Source organism: Streptomyces sp. HP-A2021, from assembly GCF_022807935.1.
Taxonomy (GTDB): Bacteria; Actinomycetota; Actinomycetes; order Streptomycetales; family Streptomycetaceae; genus Streptomyces; species Streptomyces afghaniensis.
Genome location: NZ_CP094344.1, coordinates 6,081,511 through 6,100,115, shown reverse-complemented (window position 1 = coordinate 6,100,115; position 18,605 = coordinate 6,081,511). Strand labels below are relative to the sequence as shown.

The 18,605-nt window shown below is 69.4% G+C and carries 24 protein-coding genes, 1 tRNA gene and 1 riboswitch; of the genes, 6 read left to right on the top strand and 19 right to left on the bottom strand.

Going from position 1 to position 18,605, the window contains the following annotated elements:
- The 3 genes from MQE23_RS27630 to MQE23_RS27620 all read right to left on the bottom strand — a co-directional run bounded on the left by MQE23_RS27630 (position 1) and on the right by MQE23_RS27620 (position 1,207).
- Positions 1 to 321: a multidrug efflux SMR transporter gene (locus MQE23_RS27630; RefSeq protein ID WP_037669079.1), complete on the bottom strand. Its 321-nt coding sequence runs from the start codon at positions 319 to 321 to the stop codon at positions 1 to 3.
- A gap of 34 nt (positions 322 to 355) precedes the next feature.
- Positions 356 to 421, bottom strand: a riboswitch (guanidine-III (ykkC-III) riboswitch).
- A gap of 55 nt (positions 422 to 476) precedes the next feature.
- Positions 477 to 833, bottom strand: a complete 357-nt coding sequence (locus tag MQE23_RS27625; RefSeq protein WP_010040015.1) for a co-chaperone GroES — start codon at positions 831 to 833, stop codon at positions 477 to 479.
- Between the two features lie 44 nt (positions 834 to 877).
- A complete protein-coding gene (locus MQE23_RS27620) occupies positions 878 to 1,207 on the bottom strand; it encodes a DUF3618 domain-containing protein (RefSeq protein WP_020272535.1) in 330 nt (109 codons plus the stop codon).
- A gap of 98 nt (positions 1,208 to 1,305) precedes the next feature.
- Here MQE23_RS27620 and bcp point away from each other — a divergent pair, with 98 nt between their 5' ends.
- Complete coding sequence (gene bcp / locus MQE23_RS27615; RefSeq protein WP_037669081.1) at positions 1,306 to 1,773, top strand: thioredoxin-dependent thiol peroxidase; 468 nt, start codon at positions 1,306 to 1,308, stop codon at positions 1,771 to 1,773.
- Positions 1,774 to 1,843: 70 nt separating this feature from the next.
- On the opposite strand, the gene MQE23_RS27610 is transcribed toward bcp, so the two are convergent.
- The 4 genes from MQE23_RS27610 to MQE23_RS27595 all read right to left on the bottom strand — a co-directional run bounded on the left by MQE23_RS27610 (position 1,844) and on the right by MQE23_RS27595 (position 4,979).
- Entirely contained in the window at positions 1,844 to 2,575 is a 732-nt protein-coding gene (locus MQE23_RS27610; protein WP_037669085.1) for an ATP-binding cassette domain-containing protein, read from the bottom strand.
- Positions 2,572 to 3,168, bottom strand: a complete 597-nt coding sequence (locus tag MQE23_RS27605) for a hypothetical protein (protein WP_020272538.1) — start codon at positions 3,166 to 3,168, stop codon at positions 2,572 to 2,574. The genes MQE23_RS27610 and MQE23_RS27605 overlap by 4 nt, the downstream gene beginning before the upstream one ends.
- Positions 3,168 to 4,451 carry a hypothetical protein gene (locus MQE23_RS27600; RefSeq protein WP_243380552.1) on the bottom strand — a complete coding sequence of 428 codons (1,284 nt, stop codon included), beginning with the start codon at positions 4,449 to 4,451 and terminating at the stop codon, positions 3,168 to 3,170. The genes MQE23_RS27605 and MQE23_RS27600 overlap by 1 nt, the downstream gene beginning before the upstream one ends.
- Positions 4,452 to 4,529: 78 nt before the next feature.
- Positions 4,530 to 4,979 (bottom strand): hypothetical protein, encoded by a 450-nt coding sequence (locus tag MQE23_RS27595; protein WP_020272540.1) that lies wholly within the window; start codon positions 4,977 to 4,979, stop codon positions 4,530 to 4,532.
- Positions 4,980 to 5,456: 477 nt separating this feature from the next.
- Between MQE23_RS27595 and MQE23_RS27590 the strand changes: the two genes are divergently transcribed.
- Positions 5,457 to 5,531 (top strand) — tRNA-Leu (locus tag MQE23_RS27590).
- A 45-nt stretch (positions 5,532 to 5,576) separates the two neighbouring features.
- Here MQE23_RS27590 and rdgB read toward each other — a convergent pair.
- The 4 genes from rdgB to MQE23_RS27570 all read right to left on the bottom strand — a co-directional run bounded on the left by rdgB (position 5,577) and on the right by MQE23_RS27570 (position 7,924).
- On the bottom strand, positions 5,577 to 6,179 hold the full coding sequence (gene rdgB, locus MQE23_RS27585) for an RdgB/HAM1 family non-canonical purine NTP pyrophosphatase (protein WP_037669092.1): 603 nt from the start codon (positions 6,177 to 6,179) through the stop codon (positions 5,577 to 5,579).
- Between the two features lie 119 nt (positions 6,180 to 6,298).
- Positions 6,299 to 6,697 (bottom strand): hypothetical protein, encoded by a 399-nt coding sequence (locus tag MQE23_RS27580; RefSeq protein ID WP_243380551.1) that lies wholly within the window; start codon positions 6,695 to 6,697, stop codon positions 6,299 to 6,301.
- A 142-nt stretch (positions 6,698 to 6,839) separates the two neighbouring features.
- Positions 6,840 to 7,577: a ribonuclease PH gene (gene rph, locus MQE23_RS27575; RefSeq protein WP_020272543.1), complete on the bottom strand. Its 738-nt coding sequence runs from the start codon at positions 7,575 to 7,577 to the stop codon at positions 6,840 to 6,842.
- Between the two features lie 113 nt (positions 7,578 to 7,690).
- A complete protein-coding gene (locus tag MQE23_RS27570) occupies positions 7,691 to 7,924 on the bottom strand; it encodes a PTS glucose/sucrose transporter subunit IIB (RefSeq protein ID WP_020270294.1) in 234 nt (77 codons plus the stop codon).
- Between the two features lie 284 nt (positions 7,925 to 8,208).
- On the opposite strand from MQE23_RS27570, the gene MQE23_RS27565 reads away from it, so the two are divergent.
- Positions 8,209 to 9,471, top strand: a complete 1,263-nt coding sequence (locus MQE23_RS27565) for a PTS transporter subunit EIIC (protein WP_037667275.1) — start codon at positions 8,209 to 8,211, stop codon at positions 9,469 to 9,471.
- A gap of 61 nt (positions 9,472 to 9,532) precedes the next feature.
- On the opposite strand, the gene MQE23_RS27560 is transcribed toward MQE23_RS27565, so the two are convergent.
- Positions 9,533 to 10,285, bottom strand: coding sequence for an MBL fold metallo-hydrolase (locus MQE23_RS27560; RefSeq protein WP_020270292.1), 753 nt, complete (start codon positions 10,283 to 10,285; stop codon positions 9,533 to 9,535).
- 212 nt (positions 10,286 to 10,497) lie between these two features.
- Here MQE23_RS27560 and MQE23_RS27555 point away from each other — a divergent pair, with 212 nt between their 5' ends.
- Positions 10,498 to 10,941: a type II toxin-antitoxin system PemK/MazF family toxin gene (locus MQE23_RS27555; protein ID WP_020270291.1), complete on the top strand. Its 444-nt coding sequence runs from the start codon at positions 10,498 to 10,500 to the stop codon at positions 10,939 to 10,941.
- Positions 10,942 to 11,617: 676 nt separating this feature from the next.
- Here MQE23_RS27555 and MQE23_RS27550 read toward each other — a convergent pair.
- The 7 genes from MQE23_RS27550 to clpS all read right to left on the bottom strand — a co-directional run bounded on the left by MQE23_RS27550 (position 11,618) and on the right by clpS (position 16,455).
- Positions 11,618 to 12,568, bottom strand: coding sequence for a cysteine synthase (locus tag MQE23_RS27550; RefSeq protein ID WP_020270290.1), 951 nt, complete (start codon positions 12,566 to 12,568; stop codon positions 11,618 to 11,620).
- Positions 12,569 to 12,574: 6 nt separating this feature from the next.
- Positions 12,575 to 12,853 carry a MoaD/ThiS family protein gene (locus MQE23_RS27545; RefSeq protein WP_020270289.1) on the bottom strand — a complete coding sequence of 93 codons (279 nt, stop codon included), beginning with the start codon at positions 12,851 to 12,853 and terminating at the stop codon, positions 12,575 to 12,577.
- 116 nt (positions 12,854 to 12,969) lie between these two features.
- The gene (locus MQE23_RS43700) at positions 12,970 to 13,065 is read right to left on the bottom strand and encodes a putative leader peptide (protein ID WP_020270288.1); all 96 of its coding nucleotides are present in this window, start codon (positions 13,063 to 13,065) and stop codon (positions 12,970 to 12,972) included.
- Between the two features lie 108 nt (positions 13,066 to 13,173).
- Positions 13,174 to 13,596: a M67 family metallopeptidase gene (locus tag MQE23_RS27540; protein ID WP_010039980.1), complete on the bottom strand. Its 423-nt coding sequence runs from the start codon at positions 13,594 to 13,596 to the stop codon at positions 13,174 to 13,176.
- A 134-nt stretch (positions 13,597 to 13,730) separates the two neighbouring features.
- Complete coding sequence (locus tag MQE23_RS27535; RefSeq protein ID WP_037667272.1) at positions 13,731 to 15,155, bottom strand: amino acid permease; 1,425 nt, start codon at positions 15,153 to 15,155, stop codon at positions 13,731 to 13,733.
- A gap of 341 nt (positions 15,156 to 15,496) precedes the next feature.
- Entirely contained in the window at positions 15,497 to 16,105 is a 609-nt protein-coding gene (locus MQE23_RS27530) for a DUF2017 domain-containing protein (RefSeq protein WP_243380550.1), read from the bottom strand.
- A gap of 32 nt (positions 16,106 to 16,137) precedes the next feature.
- A complete protein-coding gene (gene clpS, locus MQE23_RS27525) occupies positions 16,138 to 16,455 on the bottom strand; it encodes an ATP-dependent Clp protease adapter ClpS (RefSeq protein ID WP_020270284.1) in 318 nt (105 codons plus the stop codon).
- Between the two features lie 97 nt (positions 16,456 to 16,552).
- Between clpS and MQE23_RS27520 the strand changes: the two genes are divergently transcribed.
- Both MQE23_RS27520 and MQE23_RS27515 read left to right on the top strand, forming a co-directional pair.
- Positions 16,553 to 17,899 (top strand): nicotinate phosphoribosyltransferase, encoded by a 1,347-nt coding sequence (locus MQE23_RS27520; RefSeq protein WP_037667269.1) that lies wholly within the window; start codon positions 16,553 to 16,555, stop codon positions 17,897 to 17,899.
- A gap of 115 nt (positions 17,900 to 18,014) precedes the next feature.
- Positions 18,015 to 18,605: an isochorismatase family protein gene (locus MQE23_RS27515; RefSeq protein ID WP_020270282.1), complete on the top strand. Its 591-nt coding sequence runs from the start codon at positions 18,015 to 18,017 to the stop codon at positions 18,603 to 18,605.

Genomic DNA, 18,605 nt, shown 5'->3' with positions numbered 1-18,605 from the left:
TCAGTGGCCGCTGGTCGCCTTCAGCCCCACGACGGCGACCAGCAGCAGGCACACGAAGAAGATCCGGGCGGCGGTCGTCGGCTCCCCCAGCACGGCCATGCCGAACACCGCCGCCCCGGCCGCCCCGATGCCCACCCACACGCCGTAGGCGGTACCGATGGGCAGTGTCTTGGCCGCGTGGGACAGCAGCAGCATGCTGGCGACGATGCCGGCGCCGGTGAGAAGGCTGGGGAGCGGGCGCGTGAACCCGTCGGTGTACTTCATACCGACGGACCAGCCGACTTCGAGCAGACCGGCGACGACGAGCAGGACCCAGGCCATGACGGGCACCTCCGGGGAACGGGCTGACGGTGTGGGTGCGTCGTCTTTGCCTTCGTCCCGGTACGGCGCGTCTCGTCGGGGGTCCCTCCAAGGTAGCAAAGCAGCGCGAAGGGGCCGGTGACTCCCGTCACCGGCCCCTTCGGCTGCTGTCCGAACTACAGGTAGAGGCCCGTCGAGTCCTCCGAGCCCTCGAACCGGTCGGCGGCCACGGCGTGCAGATCACGCTCGCGCATGAGCACGTACGCGATACCGCGCACCTCGACCTCGGCGCGGTCCTCCGGGTCGAACAGAACCCGGTCGCCCGGCTCCACGGTCCGTACGTTCTGCCCCACCGCGACGACCTCGGCCCAGGCCAGCCGCCGGCCGACCGCCGCCGTGGCGGGGATCAGGATGCCGCCGCCCGAACGCCGCTCGCCCTCGCTGGTGTCCTGCCGCACGAGTACGCGGTCGTGCAGCATCCGGATGGGCAGCTTGTCGGGATGGGTGCTGTGCTCGTTTCTCTTGGCGCTCACGCCCTGAAACCTACCTGTCTTCCCCGTGGACGTACGTGGTCGGGTCAGCCCTTGCGCCGCCGCGTGCTGAAGGCGAGCAGCCCGACCACTCCGACGACGACGAGCGCGACCGGCACGACCCGCTCCAGGCGCGGCGCCCCGTCCTCGTCCACGAACCGGGCCCGCACGTCGGTGACGGCCCGGTTGACCTCCACGTACGCCCGTCCGAGGGTGTGATCGATGTTGGACGCGACCTTGGCCTTGGCGTCCCCGACGATGGTCTTCGGGTGCACCCGCACGCCGATCTCGTCGAGAGTCTCAGCCAGGGTCGCGCGGCGGCGCCTGATGTCCGCCTCGATCTGCGCCGGGGTTCTGGTGTCCGCCGTGTCCGCCACCGTGTCGCCTCCGAAGTCGGTATGAAGCCTGTGCCGGAGGACAGTCTGTCAGCTCCACGGCTCATCGCACTGTCAGGACCCCCGGTTACGCTGGCCCGATGAGCGAGCGACTCCAGCCGGGGGACGTGGCCCCCGCCTTCACCCTGCCCGACGCCGACGGCACCGAGGTGTCCCTGTCGGATCACAAAGGCCGCAAGGTCATCGTGTACTTCTACCCGGCCGCCCTCACCCCGGGCTGCACCAAGCAGGCCTGCGACTTCACGGACAACCTGGAGCTGCTGGCCGGCGCGGGCTACGAGGTGATCGGCATCTCCCCCGACAAGCCCGAGAAGCTGGCCAAGTTCCGCGACAAGGAGTCCCTGAAGGTCACGTTGCTGGCCGACCCGGACAAGCAGGTCCTGGACGCCTACGGCGCCTTCGGCGAGAAGAAGAACTACGGCAAGACCTACATGGGCGTCATCCGCTCCACGATCGTCGTGGACGAGGAGGGCAAGGTCGAGCGCGCGCTGTACAACGTCCGGGCGACGGGCCACGTGGCCAAGATCATCAAGGATCTGGGGATCTGATCCGGTCCGGCGGGGCTCGGAACCGATGCGGGCCGAGACGATCTCGGCCCGCATCACAGACCCGAGCGGGTCAGGCCGACTCGAGCAGGGTCGTATAAGCCCCCTCGGCAGCCCGGCCCTGCGCCGTGCCGGGCGGAGTGTGGGCGAGGAACTCCCTGGTGGAACCGCTCTGCACGAGACGTCCGCCCACCAGAACGGACACGTGATCGGCCTCTTCGGCGAGGTCGGTCACGTCGTGCGTGGACAGCAGGATGCGGACCTCGCCCTTGACCGAGGCGAGGAGATCGCGGAAGACCCGTCGCTGGCGTGGGTCCATGCCGGCCGTGGGTTCGTCCAGGAGGAGCACCCGTGCGTCGTGGACCAGGGCACAGGCCACCCCCACCCGCCTCAGCTGACCGCCCGAGAGCCGGCCGGTGCGGGTGGCGGCCTGCTTCGACATCTCGACGCGGGCCAGCGCCCGAGGAGCGTTGGCCCAGGCAGCGCCCCTGCTCATTCCCTTGAGCCAGCCCACATAGGCGACGTACTCGCGTGCCGTGAGTGAGGGCAGGGGGGTGATGTTCTGCGGCATCCAGGCCACCGTCCGCCGGTAGTCCTTGCTCTTGGCGTCAAGTCCGTCCCACGTCACGGTTCCCCGCTGCGGCGTGGTGACGGCGGCGGCCAGCTGCAACATGGTGGACTTTCCGGCCCCGTTCGGTCCGAGAAGAATGGTCAGTCCGTCCGGAAGGCGGTAGTTGAAGTCCTTCAGCACGGCAGCCCGCCGTCGGCCGTAGGCGAAAGTGCAGGAATCGAGAACAAGCGTCATGCGGCTCTCCGTGCGAAGCGGGTCGGTGAAAGGAGGTGGGCACCCACGCCGACGGTGAGCATCAAGACGGCTCCCGTCGTGGCGTACCAGGTGCCGGGCGGTTCGAGGAGGACGGTCCACGGATAGGCGTCACCGGGCGCTCTCATGCCGAACAGCACGCCGAGCAGCGGCCACAGTGCGGGAACGAGGACTGCGGATCTCCCGAAGAGAGCCCCGCACAACAGGGTGAGGCCGGCGAGGAAGGCCGTGTTGCGGCCCAGTGTCTCGGCCGATGCGGCCCCGGTGACCATGGCGATCACCTCACCCACAGCACATGCGAGAGCCACCACGCCGAGCGAGAGCAGGACGTCGAAGAACCTGACGGGTCGGATTCCGGTGTTCTCGGCGGCGTCCAGCCGGGTGTGCAGACAGTCGAAGAGGACCGAGGTCAGCACGAGCGGGACCAGGGTGGCGGCCTGCACGATCTCGGAGCCGCCGGACCAGATGGACGGCAGGAAGAGGGGGGTGTCCTGAACGATCGCCGCCAGCAGCGCGAACATCAGGAAGCCCAGGGGCAGTCGAGTGTGGGCGCGGCGGGCACGCAGCCACCACATCACGTTGTTTTCCCGTCTTCCTCGCAGGCCTCCGCCACGGTCGTCTCGTACCAGTCGAGTTGCTGGGCCTTGCTCAACCGCAGGACCTTCCCCACTCCGTCCTGGATACGGCTGCGTTCCTGAGGGGTGAAATCAGGCTCGGAGCTGAGCCGTCTCAAGTAGGTGTCCGCCTGCCCGACCTTGGAGGACACCCAGAAGTACACCAGGCGGGCGGGTCCGGTGGCGGGAGGGGCGCATTCGAAACGCACCACTTCGCGGGCGATCTGGTAGCGGACGGTGCCGGTCGCCTCGCCGACCCCGAGTGGGACGGTCCAGTCCTCCTCGGTGGACGGTTCGGGATACCGGAGGCTGAGGGAAGTGTCCGCGATGGAAGTCGGTTCGGCGGGCAGGCCGGCTCGCCGCAGGGTTTCCAGCGTGGCGTCCGCTTCCTCGGTGAGAGAGGAGATGTGCTCGGCGCGCGCCTCGGGCAGACAGATGCGGGGGGACTGCCCGGCGCAGGCGACCGTGCCGTGACCGGTGCTCCGTGGGCCTATGTAGCTCCAGTTGCTGACCAAGGAGAACGAGCCGAACACGCAGGCGACGACGAGTGCTGCCGCGACGGCTCCTCGGAGCCAGCGGGAAACAGGCGTCCAGAGCAGGACCATGGCGCAGGCGGAGCCGACGGCGAGCAGGAGGGGAGCCGCGAGGGCGGCGGGGGTGGGCAGTTCGCCGAACATCATTTTTCCGGCGAAGAGGCCGGTGAGGTGCCGGGGCCACGGTGTCTCCAGTCCCGTGGACCAGCCGACGGCCAGGAAGTCGGTGACCGCGATGATCGGGACCACTGCGATGTGGCGGATGGTGGCTCCGACGGCGAACCCGACGATGCCGTGGGCGACGCAGAGCACCAGCCCGAAGGCCAGCAGCGTGAGGCCGGGCAGGTCGGGTGCGACCTGCTCTTGGACCAGGGCGCACAGCGTGGGAAGGATGAGGAGCAGCCAGGCCAGCGCGACCACGGGCAGCAGATGCTGTGCGGCGATGGTGTAGCGGGATCGCACCGCCCCCAGCCCCCAGATTCCGGAGGCTCCCAGCTTCCGCGCCTCCCACGCGGCGAGACCCGAGGCAACCGCGAAGGCCACGGGCAGCAGGTTGCGCAGCACCGCGTCGACCACGGTCGCGGAGTAGCCCAGCGGATCGATGCGGAGGTCGTCACCGAGATCGGTGGCGTAGTAGGCGAACACGAGGAGCAGGGCGACAGGCGCGACCCGCAGCGCGCTGCTGGACCTGATGAGTGTGAGGGGTTTCACTTCTTGGCTTCCTGGAGCGGTCCGAAAAGGGGGCGTGGTGCCTCGCCGACGGCGAGGCACCACGCTGCAGATCACTGATCAGGAATCGGCGAGAGAGGTGTCGACTCCCGCGTAGGTCGCCCACAGCAGGCAGCACGCGTTGCTTCCGCCGCCGACGTTGTCGAGCTGGAAGTAGTAGTCCGACTCCTGGGGCAGGCCGTTGTACTCGCCCCGGCTCGCGTAGGTGCTGCCGTTGAAGCAGTTGGTGAACGTCTTCTCACCGTAGAAGTCGTTGGACGACAGCGCGTCGTAGTCCCACAGCTCGACCCCGGTGGTCTTACTGCCGCCCTGCACGGAACAGCCCTTGAAGATGATCTCCGAGTAGCTCTCGTCCGCCCAGTAGCGGGACTGCCCGTTGCTGCCGCCGCCGTCCGTCCACGAGTTGATGCTGCTCGACCAGTTGGCCCAGGCACCAGAGGACAACGCGAGGGTGAAGGCTGACGCCATGGCGATCACGGCGGACGCGCGCTTGGAGGATCTGCCCGACATGCGGGAACTCCGAATCTCCCACCCGATGCGGCCCCCCATGAGGCCTGTCCACATCAGGCGAGGCGAGGAAGCTATCGAACAGATGATCTTTAAGTCAATGTGACGTAAAAATCTTGTGCCGCTCGCCGCCGGTCCGAGAGGGCCAGGTGAAGGGTATGGACGGCTCGCACGAAGGGGGTGACCCAGGTGGTCGAGGACCGCGCTTCGTGAAGGAACCGCCAGGTCCTGCGGGTGGCAACGGCGGTTGGGCACCGCAGTCGCATCGGCCGGCGGCACGATGATCCGGCTCGGACAGTGACGGAGTGGCAGGTCGCTCAGACCCCCCGAAGCGCCGGCTCCGGCGAGACCGACCGCAGCATTTCGGCCTCTCCTCGCTTGCGAGAACCTTCAGCTGCTGGTAGGCGGACGATCACCGAAGCGTGGTGGCGAGGAGGCCGTCGAGTGATCCGTGACGCCCAGTAGAGTAGGCAGCGCTGTGGGCCCGTACCCCAGCTGGCTAGAGGGCGCCGGTTTAGGTCCGGTGTGTCGTGGGTTCGAGTCCCACCGGGCTCATTCACGAAGGGCGCACCACTTGGTGGGGCGCCCTTCTCCCTGCCGTCAGCCGAGCAGTTCCCGCACCACCGGCACCAACGCCCGAAAGGCCTTGCCCCGGTGGCTGATCGCGTTCTTCTCCTGCGGGGTCAGTTCCGCGCAGGTCCGCGTCTCCCCGTCCGGCTGGAGGATAGGGTCGTAACCGAAACCCCCCGAGCCCGTGGGCTCGTGGCGCAGGACGCCCCGCAGCCGCCCTTCCACGACCCGCTCCGTGCCGTCCGGCAGGGCCAGCGCCGCCGCGCAGGCGAAGTGGGCGCCGCGGTGTTCGTCGGCGATGTCCGAGAGCTGGGCGAGGAGCAGGTCGAGGTTGGCCTTGTCGTCGCCGTGGCGGCCGGACCAGCGGGCGGAGAAGATGCCGGGGGCGCCGTTCAGAACGTCGACACAGAGGCCGGAGTCGTCGGCGACGGCCGGGAGCCCCGTCGCCCGGGCCAGGGCGTGGGCCTTCAGCAACGCGTTCTCCGCGAAGGTGACGCCGGTTTCCTTGACGTCGGGGATGTCCGGGTAGGCGTCGGCACCGACGAGTTCGTGCGGCAGCCCGGCTTCGGCGAGGATCGCCCGGAGCTCGGTGATCTTTCCGGCGTTACGGGTGGCGAGGATCAAGCGCGTCATGGCCCCCAGTATTGCCGGGGAGCGCCCCGTAAGGGGCGCGGGGAACTGCGCGATCAACCACGACGCACCCGCAGCCGGCCACCACCGAAACCCGGCAAACGAGTAGCCCCGGCGCAGCGTTACGGCGTGCAGACCTTGGTCAGTTCACCCGCCGCGTCCGTGACCGGGCTGATGTCGGGCGTCTCGTCGCCGTTCTTGACCGCCGTACGGACGTTGCCGACAGCCTGGTTGAGGTCGTCGACCGCCTTGTTGACGTCCGCGTTGTCGGTCTTGTCGCCGATCTTGGTCAGGTTCTTGTCGATGGAGTCGAGGGACTCGTCGAGCTGCTTCGGGTCGTTCGCGGCGTTGTCCACGGCCTGCTGGAGTTCCGTGACGCTGTCGGCGATGGCGTCGGCGGTCTGGACGCAGTCCAGCGCCTTGTCGACGGCGGCGCAGCCGGTGGTGAGTCCGGCGGTCAGCGCGACGGCCGCCAGAGTGGCGGCGACGGCTGCGGTGCGGCGTCGGCGGCTCGCGGCCATGGAACGGTCCCTCTCGTCGGTCGGGCCGGGCGGCCCGTGTGGCTGGCCGGACGCACAGGGATGAGCCGTGCGCCCGTACTCCTTCAGACGCGAGTGTGCTCGGCACGGTTGCCCGTGCCGAGCACCTGTCTTGGCGCGCCCTTTACTTTTCGAGGACGGTATCAAGCGCCGTGCGCTGGTGGGCGGCGAGTTCCGTGCAGCCGGCGACGGCGAGGTCGAGGAGGGCGTTGAGTTCGTCGCGGGCGAAGGGTTCGGCCTCGGCGGTGCCCTGGACCTCGACGAAGCGGCCGTCGCCGGTGCAGACGACGTTCATGTCGGTGTCGGCCTTGACGTCCTCCTCGTAGCAGAGGTCGAGGAGGGGGACGCCGCCGACGATGCCGACGGAGACGGCGCTGACGGTGCCGGTCAGGGGCTGGCGGCCGGCCTTGATCAGCTTCTTGCGCTGGGCCCAGGCGACGGCGTCCGCCAGTGCCACGTAGGCGCCGGTGATGGCCGCCGTGCGGGTGCCGCCGTCGGCCTGGAGGACGTCGCAGTCGAGGACGATGGTGTTCTCGCCGAGGGCCTTGTAGTCGATGACGGCGCGCAGCGAACGGCCGATGAGGCGGCTGATCTCGTGGGTGCGGCCGCCGATGCGGCCCTTGACGGACTCGCGGTCGCCGCGGGTGTTGGTGGAGCGGGGCAGCATGGAGTACTCGGCGGTGACCCAGCCTTCACCGCTGCCCTTGCGCCAGCGCGGGACGCCTTCGGTGACGGAGGCGGTGCAGAAGACCTTGGTGTCGCCGAAGGAGACGAGGACGGAGCCTTCGGCGTGCTTGCTCCAGCCGCGTTCGATGGTGATCGGGCGGAGTTGCTGGGGGGTGCGGCCGTCGATTCGAGACATGCCGCTGAGCCTATCCGTACATACGGAAGGGGCCCCTCCCGCGGTGGAAAGGGGCCCTCACGACCGACCTCGGCGGTCTGTCAGGGGGTGAAGCCCGGGACGATCCCCGCACTTCACATCAGGTCTTCGATCTCCGCGGCGATGGGGTCGGCGTCGGTGCCGATGACGACCTGGATCGCGGTGCCCATCTTGACGACGCCGTGGGCGCCGGCGGCCTTCAGGGCGGCCTCGTCGACCTTGGCGGGGTCCACGACCTCGGTCCGCAGGCGGGTGATGCAGCCCTCGACCTCTTCGATGTTGTCGATGCCGCCGAGCCCGGCAACGATCTTCTCAGCCTTGGTGGCCATGTTCGTTCTCCCTGATCGAACCGCTTTGTCGCAGTAACCCACAGTTGGGGCAACAGGTCTACACCACGAGCCCGCCTCTCCACAAAGGGGCCGGGAGCCGCAGCCTCCAGTTCGTCACAGCGGGCGGAATTCGCGGGTTCCACTCGTTCGGCCTACCGTGCTACAACTGGTCTACACCACTCACTGGTGGAGGTCGCGCGGTGGAGACCGCGTTCCCCTTTTGAGACGCCGCCGTCCCCCGTCGAACTCTTCCTGGGCGGCGCCGTGCCCCATGGAGGAAGTTCATGTCCACAGCCACAGCCGCGCCCGCGAGCCCGAAGAAGGGGTCTGCGGTGATGGCGGTCCTGCAGCGTATCGGCCGCAGCCTCATGCTGCCCGTCGCCGTACTGCCGGCCGCCGCCCTCCTGGTCCGCCTCGGCAACACCGACATGCTCGGGCGGGAGTCGTTCCCGGAGTTCATCACCAAGATCGCGAGCTTCATGAGCGCGGGCGGCAACGCGATCCTCGACAACATGCCGCTGCTGTTCGCCGTGGGCATCGCGATCGGCTTCGCGAAGAAGTCGGACGGCTCGACCGCTCTCGCCGCCGTCGTCGGCTACCTGGTCTTCAAGAACGTGCTGGCCACGTTCACCGACCCGAACCTGCCCCAGGTGGCGACGGCCGTCGACGGCAAGGTCGTCATGACGGACGCGCCGGTGGACGCCAAGGTCCTCGGCGGTGTGGTGATGGGCCTCGTCGTCGCCCTGCTCTACCAGCGCTTCTACCGCACCAAGCTGCCCGACTGGGCGGGCTTCTTCGGCGGCCGCCGCCTGGTGCCGATCCTGTCCGCCTTCGCGGGCCTGGTCATCGGCATCGTCTTCGGCTACATATGGCCGGTCCTCGGCACGGCCCTGCACAACTTCGGCGAGTGGCTGGTGGGCTCCGGAGCCGTCGGCGCGGGCATCTTCGGTGTCGCCAACCGCGCGCTGATCCCGATCGGCATGCACCACCTGCTCAACTCCTTCCCCTGGTTCCAGGCCGGCACCTACGAGGGCAAGAGCGGTGACATCGCCCGGTTCCTGGCGGGCGACCCGAGCGCCGGACAGTTCATGACCGGCTTCTTCCCGATCATGATGTTCGCCCTGCCTGCCGCCTGCCTGGCGATCGTGCACTGTGCCCGCCCGGAGCGCCGCAAGGTCGTCGGCGGCATGATGTTCTCCCTCGCGCTGACGTCCTTCGTCACCGGTGTGACCGAGCCGATCGAGTTCACCTTCATGTTCATCGCCCCGGTGCTGTACGCGATCCACGCCGTGCTCACCGGTGTCTCGATGGCGCTGACCTGGGCCCTGGGAATGAAGGACGGCTTCGGCTTCTCGGCCGGCGCGGTGGACTTCTTCCTGAACCTGGGCATCGCGACCAACCCGTGGGGCCTGGCCCTGGTGGGCCTGTGCTTCGCGGCGGTCTACTACGTGGTCTTCCGCTTCGCGATCACCAAGTTCAACCTGCCGACGCCGGGCCGCGAGTCCGACGAGGAACTCGCCGAGCTCCAGAAGGCGGAGGCGAAGTAGCCCGCACATGGTGAAGGCCCCGGAACCGCTACGGTTCCGGGGCCTCTTCGTGCTCGGGTGCTCAGATCTCGTACGTCTGCCGGGGTGCCGCGAGGTCCACGGGACCGTCGTACACCGCGCGGGCGTCGGCGAGGTTGGCCTGCGGGTCCGTCCACGGCGGGATGTGCGTGAGGACCAGACGCCGGGCACCTGCCCGGGTCGCCGTCTCGCCCGCCTCGCGGCCGTTGAGGTGCAGGTCGGGGATGTTCTCCTTGCCGTGCGTGAACGCCGCCTCGCACAGGAACAGGTCGGCGTCCCGGGCGAGTTCGTCCAGGGCGGGGCTCACGCCGGTGTCGCCGGAGTACGTCAGGACCTTGCCGTCGTGTTCGACGCGGATGCCGTAGGCCTCCACGGGGTGGGCCACGCGCTCGGTGTGCACCGTGAACGGGCCGATCTCGAAGGTGGACGGCTTGACCGTGTGGAAGTCGAAGACCTCGCTCATGGAGGAGGCGGAAGGGGTGTCCGCGTAGGCGGTGGTCAGCCGGTGTTCCGTGCCTTCCGGTCCGAAGACGGGGAGCGGATCGCAGCGGCCGCCGTCGTGGCGGTAGTAACGCGCGACGAAGTACGCGCACATGTCGATGCAGTGGTCGGCGTGCAGGTGGCTGAGGAAGATCGCGTCGAGGTCGTAGAGACCGCAGTGGCGCTGCAACTCGCCCAGGGCACCGTTGCCCATGTCGAGAAGCAGCCGGAAGCCGTCGGCCTCGACGAGGTAGCTCGAGCAGGCCGATTCCGCGGACGGGAACGACCCCGAGCAGCCGACGACGGTGAGCTTCATGAAGCAGAAACCTCCGCTGGCGGGAATGTCTGAGAGGGGCGTCGGGGGTCGTGCGGTTCGTCGAGCGTAAGGCGCAAAACCTCCGGTAGCTCCTCCGCCAAGGCCTGTTGTGGGCGAACTCACCTGTGGTGTCACCGGTTCGGCTGGCAGCGCCGGGTGTGATCCTTGTGAGAAGGGCGCGGGGGAGGTGATGGCGCCGGTAACGTCTCAGTATGGACACGTCCTGGTGGCTGGCGCTCGCCGCGGTGATACTGCTCGCGCTCGTCGCAACGCTCGTCGACGGCTGGGGGCGGCGGTCGTCGGCGCGGCGGGGCCGGACGGCGGCCGGGACCGCCGCGGTGGCGGGGCAGCCGCAGCCGGCGGAGATCTGGTGGGCGGACGTCCCCTACGAGGACGAGGAGCGTACGAAGGACCGGCCGTGTCTGGTGCTGGCGGTGCGCGGGGAGCGGGCGACCGTCGCGAAGATCACCACCAGGTTCCGGCACGAGCGGACCGGCGTGATCCCCCTCCCGCCGGGCACGGTCGGCGACCCCCAGGGCCGCGCGAGCTTCCTGGAGACGGACGAACTGCGGGAGGTCCCGGTGTGGGGCTTCCGGCGACGGGTCGGGGTGGTGGACCCGACGCTGTGGGACCAGGTGCGGTATCTGACCGGCTGAGAGCCGGGTCTCCCTGCGCGGCGCCCGCACGGGAACCTGCCACAGGCCCGGCCGCGGTCCGGGCGGGCCGCCCGGGCAGGGCCGGACGGGACAGTCGACCGAGAGACAGCCGGGCGCGACGACGACCGCCGAGACAGCCGGGCGCGGCGACGACCGCCGAGACAGCCGGGCGCGGCGACGACCGCCGAGACAGCCGGGCGCGGCGACGACCGCCGATACGGCCGGGCGAGTCGGCCCGCGGCCGGTCCGGCGGCCCGCGCCGAGGACCGGGTGGTGGCCCGGCCGTAGGCGCGATCTTCGCCGCCGCTGCGGCCACGGCACCACCACCAGCACCGGGCACCACCACCAGCACCGGGCACCAGCACCAGCACCAGCACCAGCACGACAGCGGACCGCGGCCAGCACCCGGTGCGCCCACCCGACGACCGCAAGGCGAACCGGCACCCGAACCGCGCCCGGGCTCCCACCAGGACCGCAAGCCCCCGGGGACGGACGTCCACGCCGACCCGCGGCGAGGACCGGGCCATTGGTCCCGGCCGCGGCCGCCGCACTCGCCGGCGAGCCCACCCGACTGCCGCAGGACGGCACGGCCCCGGAAGCCCGAACCCGGAAGGGCCGAAAACGCAAAAGGGCCGGAGTTCTCGCTCCGGCCCTTCTCGTGTGGTCTGCCGTCGGGTTACGCCCAGAGCTGGCCCTGGAGCGTCTCGATGGCCTCTTCCGTCGTGGCCGCCGTGTAGACGCCCGTCGACAGATACTTCCAGCCGCCGTCGGCGACGACGAAGACGATGTCGGCCGGCTCACCGGCCGCCACGGCCTTCTTGCCCACGCCGAGCGCGGCGTGCAGCGCGGCGCCCGTGGAGACGCCGGCGAAGATGCCCTCCTGCTGGAGCAGCTCGCGGGTGCGGGTGACCGCGTCCGCCGAACCGACCGAGAAGCGGCTGGTGAGGACCGACGCGTCGTACAGCTCGGGGACGAAGCCCTCGTCGAGGTTGCGCAGGCCGTACACCAGGTCGTCGTAGCGCGGTTCGGCGGCGACGATCTGGACGTCCGGCTTGTGCTCGCGCAGGTAGCGGCCCACGCCCATGAGCGTGCCGGTGGTACCGAGGCCCGCCACGAAATGGGTGACGGAGGGCAGGTCCGCGAGGATCTCGGGGCCCGTCGTCGCGTAGTGGGCGCCCGCGTTGTCCGGGTTGCCGTACTGGTAGAGCATCACCCAGTCCGGGTGCTCGGCCGAGAGCTCCTTGGCGACGCGCACCGCGGTGTTGGAGCCGCCCGCTGCCGGGGAGGAGATGATCTCGGCGCCCCACATGGCCAGCAGGTCGCGCCGTTCCTGCGAGGTGTTCTCCGGCATCACGCACACGATGCGGTAGCCCTTGAGCTTCGCCGCCATGGCGAGCGAGATGCCGGTGTTGCCGCTGGTCGGCTCCAGGATGGTGCAACCCGGGGTCAGGCGGCCGTCCTTCTCCGCCTGCTCGATCATGTGCAGGGCCGGGCGGTCCTTGACCGACCCGGTCGGGTTGCGGTCCTCCAGCTTCGCCCAGACACGGACGTCGGCGGACGGCGACAGCCGCGGCAGGCGCACCAGGGGGGTGTTGCCGACCGCGGCCAGGGGTGAGTCGTATCGCATCGGTGATCAGACCATGCCGCCGGCCACGGCCGGCAGGATCGTGACGTTGTCGCCGTCCGTCAGCTTGGTGTTGATGCCGTCGAGGAAGCGCACGTCCTCGTCGTTCAGGTAGACGTTGACGAAGCGGCGGAGCTGGTCGCCGTCCACGATGCGGGCCTGGATGCCGGCGTGCCGCGTCTCGAGGTCGGTGAAGAGCTCGGCGAGGGTGTCTCCCTTGCCCTCCACTACCTTCTGACCGTCGGTGTAGGTGCGGAGGATGGTCGGGATGCGGACCTCGATGGCCATGGCTCAGGGCTCCTGTCGGGAGTAGTCAGTCGGGCGCGCGCGGCAGCGCAGGAACAGCGGGATGGTGCGTGTGTGCAGCGCCGCGGCTCACGGCCGTACGGCGGCAGGGATCGGCGTCAACAGATGGCGCTGGCGAGCCTGCACAGGTCGACGTGCAGCCGCGCAACGAGCAGCATGCCCGGCGTCTTGTCGCTCACGTCGTGGAAAACCATGGGCTCATCGTATCGATTCCCGGTCCGGGTACTGGAATGTGATCCCACATCTCGGACGATTTCGGGCCGGAGAGTGAGACTGCCCTGTTCAGCCCAGTGCCGACGCGCTCAGTACGCCTCGACGATCTCGACCTCCTCCTCCGTGACCTCGCCCTCCACGATCCGGAACGAGCGGAACTGGAACTCCCCGGCCCCGTCGGTGTCGGCCGTCGAGACGAGGACGTAGTGCGCGCCGGGCTCGTTCGCGTACGAGATGTCGGTGCGCGAGGGGTAGGCCTCGGTCGCCGTGTGGGAGTGGTAGATCACCACCGGCTCCTCGTCTCGGTCGTCCATCTCGCGGTAGAGCTTGAGCAGGTCGCCGGAGTCGAACTCGTAGAACGTGGGTGACATGGCCGCGTTCAGCATCGGGATGAAGCGCTCGGGGCGGTCCGAGCCCGCGGGGCCCGCGATCACGCCGCACGCCTCGTCGGGGTGGTCCTTGCGCGCGTGGGCGACGATCTGGTCGACGAGGGCCTGGGTGATGGTCAGCATGCTCGTCAGGATAAGCAGAAGGGCCGTTCCGTACCGATGGATGGTACGGAACGGCCCACATGCCGGACGTCCTGAGCGGCAGCCGCCGGGGGCGCCACGAGTACTCCCGGCGGCTGGACGTCCTGGCGGGTTGGTCAGCCGACCTTCTCGAACTCCGCGTCGCGGCGTTCGGCGATCTGCGGGTTGCGGCTCTTGAGGATCGCCCAGCCGATGGCCAGGGCGACGGCCCAGCCGGCCGCGACGTACAGGCAGATCCGCGCGTCCTTGTCGTACGCGATCATGCAGGTCACGCCGATGAGGAAGAGGAGCGCGACCCAGCTGAAGAGCGCACCGCCGGGAGCGGGGAAGGACGAGGCGCGCAGCCGGCCCGCGTCGACCGCGGCGCGGTAGCGGATGTGGCTGACGAGGATCATCATCCAGGTCCAGATGCCGGCCGCGGTGGCCACGGAGGTGACGTAGAGGAACGCCTTCTCCGGGACGACGTAGTTCAGGACGACGCCGATGCCCATGAGCGCCACGGAGACCGTGATGCCGACGGCGGGCGTCTTGCGGGCGTTGAGCTTGCCGAACGCCTGCGGCGCCTCGCTGTTGGCGGCCAGGTCGCGCAGCATCCGGCCGGTGGAGTACATGCCCGAGTTGCAGGACGACAGGGCCGCGGTGAGCACCACGAAGTTGACGATGCCAGCGGCGAGCGGGATGCCGATCTCGCCGAAGGCGTGGACGAACGGGCTCTCACCGGCGGAGAACTCGGTCCACTTGACGACGGAGAGGATCACCAGCAGCGCGCCGACGTAGAAGACGATGATGCGCCAGGGCAGCGTGTTGATGGCCTTGGGCAGGGTCTTCTCGGGGTTCTCGGACTCGCCCGCGGTGACGCCGACGAGCTCGACGGCGAGGTAGGCGAACATGACGCCCTGGAGCGTCATCAGGCTGGAGCCGATGCCGTTCGGGAAGAAGCCGTCGTGCGACCAGAGGTTGGAGACGGTGGCGGTGTCACCGGCGTCGGAGAAGCCGAGGGTGAGCACGCCGAGACCGATGACGATCATGCCGATGATGGCCGTGACCTTGATCATCGAGAACCAGAACTCGACCTCGCCGAAGATCTTGACGGAGATCAGGTTGACGCCGAAGAGCACCACCAGGAAGACCAGGGCGCTGACCCACTGCGGGATCTCGGGGAACCAGAAGTGGATGTAGATCGCGGCGGCCGTGAGCTCGGCCATGCCGGTGACCACCCACATGAGCCAGTACGTCCAGCCCGTGACGAACCCGAAGAACGGGCCGAGGAACTCGCGGGCGTACTCGGCGAAGGAGCCGGAGACGGGCCGGTAGAGGAGCAGTTCGCCCAGCGCCCGCATGATGAAGAAGATGACGACGCCCGCGAGGGCGTACATGAGGATGATGCTGGGGCCGGCCTTGGCGATGTTCGCTCCGGCACCCATGAACAGGCCGACGCCGATGGCGCCGCCGATGGCGATCATCTGGACCTGGCGGCTGCCGAGGCCGCGCTCGTACCCCTCTTCGGGCACGTTTTCCGTGTCGACCTGCGCAGAGGTCATGTGTGGTGCGCCTTTCTCCATGCCGACCCGGACCTTCGTCGGCCTCGGATCGGGTCTCGATCCCCCCGGATAAATGGAGCGGTGCCTGGCCGACGGTTGTCGGCTCGGTGGCGCACCCGGCCGGACATTCGGGTGGTGTCGGCCGGGCGGTCGTGAAGATTTATCACGGCCGCAATACTGATCACAGGGGCGCGATGTGGCGCACCACACAGGGAAACCGGACAAAGCGCACCCGAAAGAGGCCATAGGAGGCGGGTGCGGTGACGCGATCGTTATCCGGATTTGAGTGTCCTCTGAGCGAACACCGATCGGTCACCCGGCGGTCACAGAACCTGCACGGATCAGGGCATAAGGGTTCCGACCAGCGTCTCCTGGAGTCCACCCAGCCACAGGTAGGCCATCACCATCGGCTTGCGCGGGTCCTCGTCCGGGAGGCGGTAGAGCAGGTCGGTGTCCTCGTCGTCGGTGATCTCCAGCCGCGAGCCGATCGCGAGCCGCAGGTCGTTCAGGGCGCTCAGCCACCGCTGGGACTCCTCCACCGACAGCTTCAGCACCGCGCCGCCCTCGCCGGCCGAGGCCGAGGAGAGCGCGTCCAGGGAGCGGATCACCGCGAGGGCGTTGTCCCGCTTGCCGGCCCGCAGGTCGTTCTCGGTGTAGCGGCGGAACTCGGCGGAGTACGCCCGCTGCTCCTCGGCGTCCCGGGGCGAGGCGGGCTGCTCGGGGTCGCTGTAGGCGTCCGGGAAGAGGCGCTTGAGCACCGGGTCGGCGGGCGGCTCGCTCGGGCCGTCGGCGAACAGCTCGGCGAGCGGGTCCTCGGGAGCGTCCTCGGCGGGGCCGGGACCGATGAGTTCCAGGAGCTGGACGGCCAGCGACCGGATGATGGAGATCTCGACGTCGTCGAGGGCGACGGCCGCGCCGCCGCCGGGAAGCGGTTCGAAGGTTCCGGGCATGAACGCCTTTTCGCTGCTGGGCGGGGAGCTGGCTACTTGCGGTCCTGCTGGAGGGTGGCCCACAGGCCGTAGCCGTGCATGGCCTGCACGTCGCGTTCCATCTCCTCGCGGCTGCCGCTGGAGACGACCGCCCGGCCCTTGTGGTGGACGTCGAGCATGAGCTTGGTGGCCTTGTCCTTGGAGTAGCCGAAGTACGTCTGGAAGACGTACGTCACATAGCTCATGAGGTTGACCGGGTCGTTGTGGACGATGGTGACCCAGGGGAGGTCCGGCTCCGGTACGGCGAAAACCTCCTCCGCCGACTCGGTCCGTTCGATCTCCAGGGGCGCGGGTGACGTCACACTGCCCATGCTGCCACCCGAGGGGGGTAGTCGCACAAACGGGCCTGGAAACCGGGGACCTTGATGCAAATCGTCAAACTGACGAAATGGGGGTACGATCCCGCTCATGAACACAGCGGACCTTGGGCTGCCGGTGGATGTTCCCTCGACGGCGCTCTTCACGGACCAGTACGAGCTGACGATGCTGCGGGCCGCCCTGGAGGCGGGCACGGCCGAGCGGCGGAGCGTGTTCGAGGTCTTCACCCGGCGCCTGCCGAACGGGCGTCGCTACGGCGTCGTGGCGGGCACCGGACGGGTGCTGGACGCGGTGGAGAACTTCCGTTTCGACGCGGGCGTGCTCGACTTCCTGCGCGAGCGCGAGATCGTCGGTGAGGAAACCCTCGACTGGCTCGCCGGCTACCGCTTCAGCGGGGACATCTGGGGCTACCCCGAGGGCGAGGTGTACTTCCCGGGCTCGCCGATCATGCGGGTCGAGGGCACCTTCGCCGAGTGCGTGCTGCTGGAGACCGTGATCCTTTCGATCCTCAACCACGACTCGGCCATCGCCGCGGCCGCCTCGCGCATGTCGTCGGCCGCCGGGGACCGGCCGCTGATCGAGATGGGCGCCCGGCGCACGCACGAGCTGGCGGCGGTGGCGGCGTCCCGGGCCGCGTACGTGGGCGGCTTCGCGACCACCTCGGACCTGGCCGCCGGGTTCCGCTACGGCATCCCCACCGTCGGCACCTCCGCCCACGCCTTCACCCTGCTGCACGACAGCGAGCGGGACGCCTTCCAGGCCCAGGTGAACACGCTGGGGCGGGGCACGACGCTGCTGGTGGACACGTACGACGTCGCCGAGGCGGTCCGTACGGCCGTGGAGGTCGCCGGACCCGGGCTCGGGGCCGTGCGGATCGACTCCGGCGATCTGCTGCTGGTGGCGCACCGGGTGCGGCAGCAGCTGGACGAGCTGGGCGCGACCGACACGAAGATCATCGTGACCTCGGACCTGGACGAGTATGCGATCGCCTCGCTGGCGGCGGCGCCCGTGGACGCGTACGGCGTCGGTACGCAGCTGGTGACCGGGTCCGGACACCCGACGTCCTCGATGGTCTACAAGCTGGTCGCGCGGGCCGAGTCCGCGGAGCCGAACGCGCCGCTGGTGCCGGTGGCGAAGAAGTCGAGCGGGGGCAAGACGTCCGTGGGCGGGCGCAAGTGGGCCGCGCGGCGGCTGGACTCCTACGGGGTCGCCGAGGCCGAGGTGGTCGGCACCGGTCCGGTGCCGGCGGAGCTGGCGGACCGGCAGCTGCTGGTGGAGCTGGTCAAGAGCGGCGAGGTCGTCGCCCGTGAGCCGCTGGACGCGGCGCGGGACCGGCACACGGCGGCGCGTGCGGGGCTCCCGATGTCGGCCACGCAACTCTCGCGCGGGGAGCCCGTCCTTCCGACGGAGTACGCGCACGGCGCTTCGGGTAGCTAATTGCGGTGTGCCGCGATGCGCCGACTCGTGCCCCCTCCCGTCTCCTCCCCCATGTCAATAGGCTCGGAAGTGCACCGGCCGGGCTTGCCGACCTCATAGCCGAAGGACACCGACCATGCGCCGCGCCTTGATCGTCGTAGACGTGCAGAACGACTTCTGCGAGGGGGGCAGCCTCGCGGTGGCCGGCGGTGCCGACGTGGCTGCCGCCGTCACCGAGCTGATCGGCCAGGCGGCCGGGTCCGGCTACCAGCACGTCGTGGCCACCCGTGACCACCACATCGCCCCAGGCGGCCACTTCTCCACCAACCCCGACTTCGTCCGCTCCTGGCCCGCGCACTGCGTCGCCGGCACGGAGGGCGTCGGCTTCCACCCGAACTTCGCCCCCGCCGTCGCGTCCGGATCCATCGACGCCGTGTTCGACAAGGGCGCGTACGCGGCGGCGTACAGCGGCTTCGAGGGCACGGACGAGAACGGCACACCCCTGGCCGACTGGCTCCGCTCCCGCGAGGTCACCGAGGTCGACGTGGTCGGCATCGCCACGGACCACTGCGTACGCGCCACGGCCCTGGACGCCGCGAAGGAGGGCTTCCGCACCCACGTCCTCCTCGACCTCACGGCGGGCGTGGCCCAGGAGACCACCGAGCGGGCCCTGGAGGAGCTGCGCGAGGCCGGCGTGGAGCTGTCGGGCAAGCCGGTCGTCCAGTGA